General features: G+C 33.9%; 8 protein-coding genes. 7 read left to right on the top strand and 1 reads right to left on the bottom strand.

The annotated features are described in order from the left end of the window. The 7 genes from BOW57_RS12190 to BOW57_RS12160 form a co-directional block, all read left to right on the top strand. Positions 1–1,474, top strand: a 1,474-nt coding sequence (locus tag BOW57_RS12190) for a collagen-like protein (protein WP_206734744.1), incomplete at its 5' end; no start/stop codon positions are given. A 20-nt stretch (positions 1,475–1,494) separates the two neighbouring features. After that, positions 1,495–3,036, top strand: coding sequence for a hypothetical protein (locus BOW57_RS12185; protein WP_129054596.1), 1,542 nt, complete (start codon positions 1,495–1,497; stop codon positions 3,034–3,036). 66 nt (positions 3,037–3,102) lie between these two features. Further along, positions 3,103–4,359 (top strand): gliding motility-associated C-terminal domain-containing protein, encoded by a 1,257-nt coding sequence (locus BOW57_RS12180; protein WP_129054594.1) that lies wholly within the window; start codon positions 3,103–3,105, stop codon positions 4,357–4,359. A 48-nt stretch (positions 4,360–4,407) separates the two neighbouring features. Further along, positions 4,408–5,325 carry a type IX secretion system membrane protein PorP/SprF gene (locus tag BOW57_RS12175; RefSeq protein ID WP_129026072.1) on the top strand — a complete coding sequence of 306 codons (918 nt, stop codon included), beginning with the start codon at positions 4,408–4,410 and terminating at the stop codon, positions 5,323–5,325. A gap of 13 nt (positions 5,326–5,338) precedes the next feature. Then, positions 5,339–7,270, top strand: coding sequence for an OmpA family protein (locus BOW57_RS12170; RefSeq protein WP_129054592.1), 1,932 nt, complete (start codon positions 5,339–5,341; stop codon positions 7,268–7,270). Between the two features lie 50 nt (positions 7,271–7,320). Next, positions 7,321–7,653, top strand: coding sequence for a DUF4870 domain-containing protein (locus tag BOW57_RS12165; protein WP_129054590.1), 333 nt, complete (start codon positions 7,321–7,323; stop codon positions 7,651–7,653). Positions 7,654–7,936: 283 nt separating this feature from the next. Then, complete coding sequence (locus BOW57_RS12160) at positions 7,937–8,368, top strand: hypothetical protein (protein WP_129054588.1); 432 nt, start codon at positions 7,937–7,939, stop codon at positions 8,366–8,368. 82 nt (positions 8,369–8,450) lie between these two features. Here the strand turns inward: BOW57_RS12160 and BOW57_RS12155 are convergent, their stop codons facing one another. Further along, positions 8,451–10,463: a hypothetical protein gene (locus BOW57_RS12155; RefSeq protein ID WP_129054586.1), complete on the bottom strand. Its 2,013-nt coding sequence runs from the start codon at positions 10,461–10,463 to the stop codon at positions 8,451–8,453. Between the last annotated feature and the right edge of the window lie 856 nt (positions 10,464–11,319).

Genomic DNA, 11,319 nt, shown 5'->3' with positions numbered 1-11,319 from the left:
ACAAGGACCTCAAGGAGCAGCAGGAAATAATGGAAAAGGAATTACAACTACAGTTGATAACGGAAACGGAACGTTTACAATTACATATACTGACGGTACAACTTTTACAACGTCTAACTTGACAGGACCAAAAGGTGCAACTGGCGCAACAGGAACTGCAGGTGTAAAAGGAGATACTGGAGCAACAGGACCACAAGGAATTGCGGGAACTAAAGGTGATACTGGGGCAAAGGGAGATACTGGAGCACAAGGACCTCAAGGAGCTACAGGAAATAATGGAAAAGGAATTACAACTACAGTTGATAACGGAAACGGAACTTTTACAATTACCTATACTGATGGTACAACTTTTACTACTTCTAACTTAACAGGACCAAAAGGGGCAACTGGAGCAACAGGACCACAAGGAGTTGCAGGAACAGCAGGAGCAAAAGGTGATACTGGAGCAACAGGACCGCAAGGAGTAGCAGGAACAGCAGGAGCAAAAGGTGATACTGGAGCAACAGGACCGCAAGGAGTAGCAGGAACAGCAGGAGCAAAAGGTGATACTGGAGCAACGGGACCACAAGGAGTAGCAGGAGCACAAGGACCTCAAGGAATTGCTGGAGTAAAAGGTGATACTGGAGCAACTGGACCAGCTGGTCAAGGAGGTGTTACAAATGCAGGAAATAATATTTCAATAACTGGATCTGGAACAACATCAGCACCTTACGTTATAAATGCAGTTATACCAGCAACTACACATACATTGTCAAATCCGACTAATACAATTACATCAGTAGTAAATGGTGTTAGTGTTACGGCACCAGCAGTAAACACGGTTGCGAACGCATTAAGTGGTGCTAAATTGACAACGACAGTAAACGGAATACCTGCAACAGCTTTAGATTTAACTCCGGCAATAACCAGCGCAATCACTGCTGATAATGGTTTAACAATTACTACTGGTAATACACAGTTAGGAGGAGCATTAATAAAGCCAACTACAGTTACTACTACAACTGCTAATACATTAGCAATTGGTGGTTTGCAAACGGGTAACAATACTAATATCTATAACGGAAGTTCTTACACATCAACAGCAGACCGCATAGTTGTTGCAGATCCTTCAACGGGTGTTTTGAAACAAGTAAAAGCAGCAATGCCAAAGTTCTTTTATGCACCTTCTGTTGTAGTGCCAACGCATAATGCATCTGGTGTTGTATTATCAGGGACACAGACTTTGAACATATATACTTTTTATTCACAACAGTTTGGATTCAACGCTTCTGCTGGACAGGCTCGAAGTAACTCATCTTCATCGCTTCCTGTTTTAGCACCTGCAGATTTAGATTATTTTGTGACTTATTTTGACACTAATGTATTTAATACAGTTACGGTTTCAGCAGCTGGGGTTATCAGTTATACAGTTAAACCTACTGCTGTTCCTACCGAAGCTTCATTTATGAATATTGTATTTAAAGTAAGAGACTAATGTTTTTGAAACGTACTATTATGAAAAATACATTTTTAAAAGGGTATAGTAAGCTGGCAGTTTTTTTGCTTCTTGCAGCTGTTCAAACAGTAAGTGCGCAGGTGTACGGTGATTTCCCGTATACACAGAGCTTTAATTCTGCGACAAAGCCTGCCGAAATAATTCTGCCAACTGGAGCTACTGCAAATGCTGCGGTATTTACAACTACTGGATTAGAGTTAACACCGGCGACTAATTCAAAATTTGGAGCAATTATTATTGACAATAAAAAATTTAACAGTGCGGTCGGTATTAAAATTTCATTTGAGTATGCAATTTATGGAGGAACTGGAGCAGATGGTATAAGCGTATTTTTATTTGATGCTGCTGTTACTCCAACAATTGGAACAAATGGACGTGGAATGGGATATTCTTATTTAAGAGCCAACGATTCCTATTCTGGCAATAGACGTGAAGGACTTTCTGGAGCTTATTTAGGTATTGCTTTAGATTCTTATGGAAATTTTAAAGGAGATCCTTTTCAAGGTGATGCTAGGCTGAATGGGGTTTCGGCTCCATCTGGCGGCTGGGCAAATTCAGGAAGCAGTCATGTTACTTTAAGAGGTGCTAGAGGAGGTGCTTTGGATAATAAAGGAAGAGGAGCAGGTTATACAGGTTATCCTGTACTTACAACCCAAAGTACACTAACACCATCAGGGACATCAAACGGAGGTGCGAAGCTAAACATCTTAGGGGCATACGATTACAATAGCGGTAATCCAGATAATTTTAATATTCGATCTGGAGCCTATACCACAGATCCTAACAATGTAAATTATCGAAAAGCATTTATTGAACTTGTTCCCAATGTGTCTGGCGGTTATAACATTACAGTAAAAATACAGCATCAAAATACAGTTAGAACTATAATCGATAATTATTGGTACAAGCAATCTATACTTTATACCGAAAATTCAAATCCAGAAAACTCGGACTATAATACTTCTTTAAATGAAGGAGCAGCTACAACTCATACTTTAAATACTGCTATTCCTAATAGTTTTAAAATTGGTTTTGGAGCTTCAACAGGAGGTTTAAATGATATACATAAAATATGGGGTCTAGAAGTAGTTTTACCCTATGCTGCAGAAGCAGTTGCTGATAATGCAACAATATGCAAAAATAATCCAGTAACTATAAATCCATACGCTAATGATGTTGCCTATACTGGACCCACTTATGCAATACCTACAGCATCTTCAAGTAATATTGATTACAGTCAGTTTAGATTTCTTAATGCTGATGGTACAACCGCTGCAAATCCGTTTTCGATTACGACAACAGAAGGAACTTTTACTTATAACTCAACTTCAGGATTAGTAACATTCAATCCTGTAAAAGGATTTACAGGCAACGCAGAAGTTTCTTACAATATAAAAGGAAAAACATATCCGGCTGGAACATTTCAGCCTTATGGAGATGAAGGGTTTAGATCTAAGAAAGCCGTGATAAGTGTTACAGTATCAAAATGTCAGGTAATTACAAATCCAATGCTTCCTTCAAAAAGCAATGCTAAATACTAAAAGCGTTATTTTTTAAAGTTAAATCTAAAAAATTTCGGTACAACAGTAAGTCAATAAATAGAACTTATGAAATCAAAAATTCAAAATATTTTTTTAACACTATTATTATTTTTCGGCGGAATAATAACAGCGCAGACTGTAAATGTTGGAGAGTTGTTTATTACATCTGGGACAACTATGTCTACAGTAGGAGCAATGGATAACAAAAGTTCAGGAAATCTGTTTAATGATGGAGAATTTATCTTGTACAGTCATTATAATAATGACGGACTGGTAAGTTTTTCTTCAGGATCACATTCAGGAATAACACGAATGATTGGATCTACAGGATTTCAGCAAATTTCAGGAACTATGCCTATGCAATGGAATGATGCTGAATTTAAAAACAATAGTATTCAGCCCGCTTTTCATTTGTCAAACGAAGTGAGTATTTCTGGTACTGCTAATTTTCAGCAAGGAATTATTAATGATGATGAATACGGAGGATTGTTAGTTTTCGAAAATAAATCTAAACATATTAACGTCAATGATAACAGTCATGTTGACGGTAAAGTGCAAAAAGTAGGTCAAGAAGATTTTACTTATCCAATTGGCGATAAAAATAAATACCGATTTGCAGGTATCTCGGCACCAAAGGAAATATTGAGCAGTTTTACAGGCAAATATTTCTTCGAAGATTCTAATGCTTTATATCCGCACAGTCAAAAAGCAAAGGAAATAGTTCTTATCAATAATCAAGAATATTGGACTTTGGATAAAACTGCTGGAAACTCAGATGTAATGCTGACTTTAAGTTGGGATGAAACATCGACTACGCCGGCAGACGTTCTTGTGTCACCACAAACTTCAATACATATCGTAAGATGGGATGAAGCTCAAAACCGTTGGATTGATGAAGGCGGAGTTGTAGACAGTGATAAAAAAACGGTTACTACTCCTGTAAATGTTTCGGGATATAATGTGTTTACTACTGCAAGAGTCGATGACGGCATTGTTTTGCCTTGCAGTACTTTGACAGTTTATAATGCTGTTTCGCCTGATGGAGATGGAAAAAATGAGTATTTCAAGATTGATGGATTGACAGAATGTTCAGCAGACAATACTGTTGAAATTTACAATCGATGGGGAATAAAAGTATTTGACACTGTTAATTATGACTCTAATGGAAATGTTTTTAGAGGTTATTCAGAAGGAAGAACAACCATATCGAAAAATGAAATGCTGCCAACAGGAACTTATTTCTACATTATAAATATTAAATATTCTGGAACTTCACCTCAAGTATTAAAAAAATCAGGATACCTATACTTAACTAGAAATTAATTTGCTGAGTTACACTTTTAGCAGCTTTAAATTATTAAAGATAAAAGCATGAGAATAAAATTTTATACAGTGGTTATTATGTTAACAGGTTTTTTTTGCTGTGCACAGCAAGACGCTCAGTTTACACAATATATGTACAATACCATAAGTATTAACCCCGCATATGCAGGATCAAGAGGAGCATTGAGTGTTTTTGGTTTATATAGAACACAGTGGGTAGGTCTTGATGGTGCTCCAGAAACAAGCAGTTTTTCAGTCAATTCACCAATTAGTAACAGTAATTTAGGAATTGGAGTTTCGCTTGTTAATGACAAAATTGGACCAACAAACGAGAATAATTTCTCAACAGATTTATCGTATTCAATTCAAACATCAGCAAATTTTAAGCTGTCATTTGGTATCAAAGGAACAGTTAATTTGTTTAATTTAGATATTAATAAATTGAACATTGAAGACCAAGGAGATCCGCAATTTCAAGATTTAAGAAATAAAATTTCTCCAAACGTTGGAGCTGGAGTTTATTGGCATTCAGACAAAGCTTATGTTGGTTTATCAGTGCCAAATTTTATCGAAACCAATCGTTACGATGATAATGATGTGGCGATTTATAAAGATAGAATCAACTATTATTTAATGGGAGGATATGTATTTGATTTAGATAAATATCAATACATCAAATTCAAACCTGCGGTATTAGTAAAAATGGTAGAAGGAGCACCTTTGCAAGTAGATCTTTCGGCTAATTTTATGTTCAACGACAAATTTGTTGTAGGAGCAGCGTACAGATGGAGTGCAGCATTGAGTGCAATGGCTGGGTTTCAGGTTTCAGACGGACTTTATATAGGATATGCCTATGACCATGAAACAACAAAATTGCAAAATTATAATTCAGGATCGCATGAAATATTTCTACGATACGAGTTCTTTAAAAACTATGGTAAAATTACAACCCCACGTTTCTTTTAATCCTACATTGACAATGAAAAATTTTATACTTGTTTACGCCTTACTAATTGTTTTTTCATTTAATAGTTATTCCCAGCAAAACCAGACAGTTTCTGCTGATAAAGACTATAACAATTATGCCTATATTGACGCCATTAAAACCTATGAAAGAATTGCTGATAAAGGATACAAATCTGAGGATATGTTCAAGAAATTAGGCAACTCTTTTTATTTCAATTCAGAGTTTGAGAAAGCAGCCAAATGGTACGAGGAATTATTTGCTATGAAAAGTGAGGTAGAACCAGAGTATTATTATCGTTATGCACAATCATTAAAAGCAGCTGGAAATGATAAAAAAGCAAATGAAATATTAGACTTGTTTGCTCAAAAATCAAAGAAAGATACAAGAGTTGAGCGCTATTTAAAAGACAAAAATTATTTAGCAGAAATTAAAGCCAATTCAGGAAGATATAAAATTGAAGATGCAGGTGTAAATAGTAAGTATTCAGATTACGGAACGGCATTTTATCAAAATAAAATAGTATTTACATCAGCCAGAGATACTGGAAATTTTGCACAGCGAATTCACAAATGGACAGGGGAACATTTTACAAATCTTTATCAAGCTGATATTGATGCCGATTTCAATCCAAATAAACCCGAAAAGATAAAATCTAAAATCAATTCTAAATTCAACGAAGCGACGCCTGTTTTTACAAAAGACGGAAAAACGGTTTATTTTACAAGAAACAATTTTATTGACGGCAAAAAAGGAAAAGATGGTAATAAAACTACTTTAATTAAAATATACAAAGCAACTTTTGAAAATAATAAATGGACGAACATTATTGAACTTCCGTTTAATAGTGATACTTATAGTACCGCACATCCAGCATTAAGTCCTGATGAAAAAACCTTGTATTTTGCATCTGATATGCCGGGAACATTTGGACAGTCAGATATTTATAAAGTAAGTATTAATGGAAGCGGTGGTTTTGGTTCTCCAGAAAATTTAGGAAAAACCATTAATACTGAAGGAAAAGAAACGTTTCCATTTGTAACAGCTGATAACGAAATTTATTTTGCTTCAGATGGTCATCCAGGACTTGGAGGTTTAGATGTATTTGTTGGTAAAATAAGCGGGAATGAAATAACAAATATTAAAAATGTAGGTGCTGATATTAATTCTCCTAACGATGATTTTGCATTTGTTATTGATACTAAGTCCAGAAGAGGTTTTTTCTCTTCGAATAAAGACGGCGGACAAGGTTCTGATGATATTTATAAGTTTTTAGAAACGCGCAAACTGGAATGTGTTCAGGAGTTAAACGGTATTATTACAGATACGCAGACAGGAGTTATTTTATCTGGTGCCAAAGTCTCATTGTATGATAATATGCAGATACTGAAAAGTACTGTTATTTCAGATTTAAATGGATTTTACAGTTTTTCTGTTGAATGTGGAAAAACCTATAATGTAAGAGTTGAAAAAGCAGATTATGCAACTAAAGAAGTTCGTACATCGATTGGAACAGAAACGGGAAAAACTTATTTGCCAATTTCGCTGGATAAAGTTACATGTCAGGTTGCAGTAGGAGATGATTTAGGGAAATGTTTTGATATTAAAATGATTTATTTTGATTTGGACGGATCGGATATTCGTCCTGAAGCGGCCTTGGATTTGGTGAAAATTCTAGATGTTTTAAATCAGTATCCAACAATGAAAATAGATATTCGTTCGCATACAGACAGCCGTCAAACAGCCGTATACAACGAAAGGCTTTCTGACAGAAGAGCCAAGTCGACAATAAAATGGCTGGTAAAAAACGGTATTTCACCAAATAGATTAACAGGTAAAGGTTACGGTGAAACTCAACTTGTAAATGAATGTTCTGATGGTATAAAATGTACCGAAGAACAGCATCAAATGAATAGAAGAAGTGAATTTATAATCACGAAACTATAAAATATAATCAGTTAAGAATTTAAAAAAAAATCAAGATAAACAAGAGAAGAATGAGCAGAAAAACCATTTCAATAATTAGTTACTTAACACTTGTAGGATGGGTAATTTCTTTTCTTGTTTATCATAATGGAGGAAGATCTTCATTTGCGCAGTATCACCTAAAACAGTCTTTTGGATTGGGTGTTTTGAGTGCAGCACTAGGCTGTGCTTTTATACCAATATTTTCTATTAATCCTGTAATTTCAACTTTCTTTACCGTTTTTAGTTTTGGTATATTGATTTTTTTAATAGCAGGGATTGTTAACGCTGTTAATCAAAAAAGAAAACCAATACCACTAATCGGATCTATGTTTGTTGATCGATTTAACTTTATCAAATATTAAATTTTCTATTCTTTGTTTTTAAAAGAATACGGTACAATACTTATATCAGATTATCTCTTTATTTACTAAATATTTCCTTAAAATATTTAGTAAATAAAAGTCTTATTTTGAGGTTTTTATGTCTTATTGTGGAGGTGTTTAATTTTGAAGTGAAATACTTTTGTACTTGTTTATCAAGATTGTATAAATCAAAAAAAGACAAACAAATACAAAACCTAAAAAGAAACTTTGATGAGCTGTAACTAGCTCAGTTTAGGGAGTATTAATTGTAAAGAAATTGACGATGGAAAAGATACAAGTTTTAGTGCGAGACGATAAAGGATTGTTTTTAAAAATGTTTAAAAATAATTTTGCAGATGAATTTAAATTTACCCAAGATTCATTTTTGATTAGTAAAAAGCCAAAATCTCAAGGGCTTAATAGATCTATATTTGTAGTTTACAGCCATCAAGAATTGATTGAGTTTTTGAAATTAGAGAAAAAAGGAACCACAGCTTTAGTATGTTTATTTGATGAAATGTTATATAGTAATTTACCAGTTTTAGAAGAAATAAACAAATTAGTTGTATTAGGTGGTTACCAAACAAAAAGAGTGATTGTTAATGAATTGAAGACGTATTTTAAAAATACTGATATTCAGTCTGCGGTTTTGGGATTTAATACAAAGCAAATACAATCTAATGATTTATATAAAACAGTATTGTATTTTGTATAAATAAGATTAAAAAAAATAAGTATAAAAAAAGGAATTTCAATATTCTTGAAGTTCCTTTCTTTTGTGAAAAATGATTGAATTGTTAGAGTTGAATATTGATTGTACTTCCGTCTTTAATTAGTTTGGTAAATACTATCTTTTTTCCATTAGAGATAGTTACTTTCAATTTTTCATTTACTCTTTCAACTGTAATATCAAAATCTTTTTCAAAAGAATGTATTTGGCGCAGTTTCATAATAGGCCAAGATTTAGGAAGCCTCGGCGTAAAATCGAAACTGTTTAAACCAGTAGGACGAATGCCAAATAATCCCTCCGTAAAAATTCTACAGTATAAACCGCTTTCGGCAGAAAGATGTCTCTGATCTCCTTCAGGATAAGCCTCTACAGGATACGGAACATGATCGCCTAATAAACGACGATTCGAGTAATAATGTAAAAAATTCAATGCCTTTTCCGTTTCTCCCGCAGCTAATACGCCTCTTAAAGCATATAAAGTCGAGCGGTCCCAAAATATTTTATCACCAGCAATACTGGCAAGACCATCTTTTGTCCATAGTCTTGGAGAAAACAAAGCAGCTATAGTTCCCTCTTTTCGATCATAAATTTCCATCGTGAGCGGAGTGCAAATCCAAGCTCTCAAAACATCATTTTCTTTATAGTATTTATAGGTTTCAAAACCTTCTACTTTAGCTCCAAAATATTTTTCAATAGCCATTTTTAATTTTTCAGCCTCAGTCTTATAAGTTTTCAATTGAGTTTTGTCTTTACCTAAAGCTTCGCCCAGATAAACAGCAGAGTTAAGAGCGTCATAATATAAAGAGGAGGTGTTAAGATTGGCTTTTCCTGCCGGAAGACGACCTTCAAGTTCATCAGAATCAGACGTTACAACTCCATCAGAATTTAGTTTTCTATGGCAATACTCTAAACACCATTCAATCAATGGCCATAATTGTTTGGCTTCATTTTTATTTCCTCTAGAAAGCGCATAACGTGCAGCACCGTAGGCAATCATTGCGCCATCACCTCGGTCGCCTGCACCATTCCAAATATCCGTTCCCTCAGCAATAATCGAACTTGGAATAGGCTTGTATTCCTTATTCATGAATTTAGCAAATTGCAAATAAGCATTGAATGATGCCTGATTACCATACTCAAATCCTAAAAACGGAAAGAAAGGCCCAATATATTCAGCCTGATCGTTTGCCCAAATAGCCGCATAATAAGATTCTCCTCCAGGACCGTGCATAGGGCCGCCTTTAGTTTCAAAAATACTTTCAGAAGCTCTGATTTTGGCAAAAGCAAATTCTGTATTCAAAACTTCATCAGGCGTTTCTAATATGAGTTTATCCCAAATTTCCTGGATTAATTTTAAGCGTTTATCTTTTTCTTCTTCAATGTTTACAACTGGAATTTGTTCGTTTGTTTTACCTGCGGAATAGAAAACAGAAAAACGAATGGTTTCATTTTTCTGCAGATTAAAGTTTCCATGATTAAAAAGATCTACATGTAAATCATAACTTCCATCCGTTCCTTTTGCTGGATCTGATGTATAAACAGCATTTGATTTTGGAATCTCTACAACACAAGTTTTATCAGAAATATTTTTAATTGTATAGATTTCACAATATCCTGATAAGGTTGTTGATGGAAAAAATTGTCTCGTTAATTCGAGAGTATTACCCGATTTACTCTTAACCAATAATGTTCCGTTCAGCGTTAATGAAATTACTTTTTCTGAAGCAATGGGTTTATAATTCACTGTAACCAAATCAAAAGCATCTTGGGCAAATTGACGCGTAAAACTGGCATGAGTATTATTGGGTACTGTTCTCAACATTGGCCAAACCAAACTGCGGGTTGCATGAAACGTACCGTCTGCAGCTACACCATACCTTAATACACAGGAGATTTTTTTACCGCTCATTTCGATATGATCTTTATGCGGAATGTTGTTGTTTATCTGCCAAGAAATAGCCCCGTCTTTATCAATTTGCCAGCGGCTCTCTTCTTGCGAAAAGAGTTTACTGGAAAAAAAGCAAAGTGCAGCTGAGACAAATAGAAAATGTTTTCGGGTTTTGGCAAATAATATCTTCATTACATTTATTTTTTAATTTCAATAAGGAGCAAAAGGCCATTTTCAGGCTGTTTATTATATGTTTCTGTTTGATAGAAAGAGATGAAATTGAAAATCAAAATTAGAAAGGTTTCTTTGTTTTTTCATACCAGTACCAACTAGTTTGTTTGTGATATGTCTAAAATAGTATCATGATCTGGTAGAATATGAAAAGAAAGCGGATAATATATGAATATAAATCATAAAAGGAGAAGCAGTAGATAATAACGGAATTGAATATTATTTTAAGATTGAAAATATTTCACAGCTAATCTAAAAGCACAAAGGTTATTTTATTCCCTTTTAAAATGTAGAAAAAAACAACACTTTGCGTTTTGTAAAAATGGATAATATAGTATCAAAAATAATTTTTGTACAGTTTTACGATTGGCTGTGTTTTTTTTAATTTTTGAACCATACCAGTTGTAGAAAGTTAAATCTACACAAGATTAAGTTTGTTTAAAATTGTATCACTTCAATTTATAATTTGATTTTTTTTGGTTTTTATTGGTGTAAAATCGCTTGTTTCCAGTGTATTATGGTTATTCGTCTTTTTTGTTGTTTAAAATAGAAAGCAAAAAATCAATTTACTGGTAGGTTTTTTTCCAGCAGTGCTGTTATTCCACAAGATGGTTTAAGTTATTTTTTTGAATCCTTATTATCGATCGAATTTTCAGCAAAATGATGATTTTTTAGCATTCTTAAATTATTTCAAACAAGGATTATTTTTAGGAGTGCAGCATTTATTAAAAATAAACTGGTAGGTGCCAGTATGTTTGTGAATGTGAATGTGATATTTTTGAATTTCATTTTTCGCAAATAAATAATAGAAACAGAA

Origin of the sequence: Flavobacterium sp. YO64, from assembly GCF_004119505.1 — a bacterium.
In the GTDB taxonomy this organism is placed as follows: Bacteria; Bacteroidota; Bacteroidia; order Flavobacteriales; family Flavobacteriaceae; genus Flavobacterium; species Flavobacterium oncorhynchi.
Note: the sequence above shows the minus strand (reverse complement) of the source record. Positions and strands in the feature narration are given on the sequence as shown.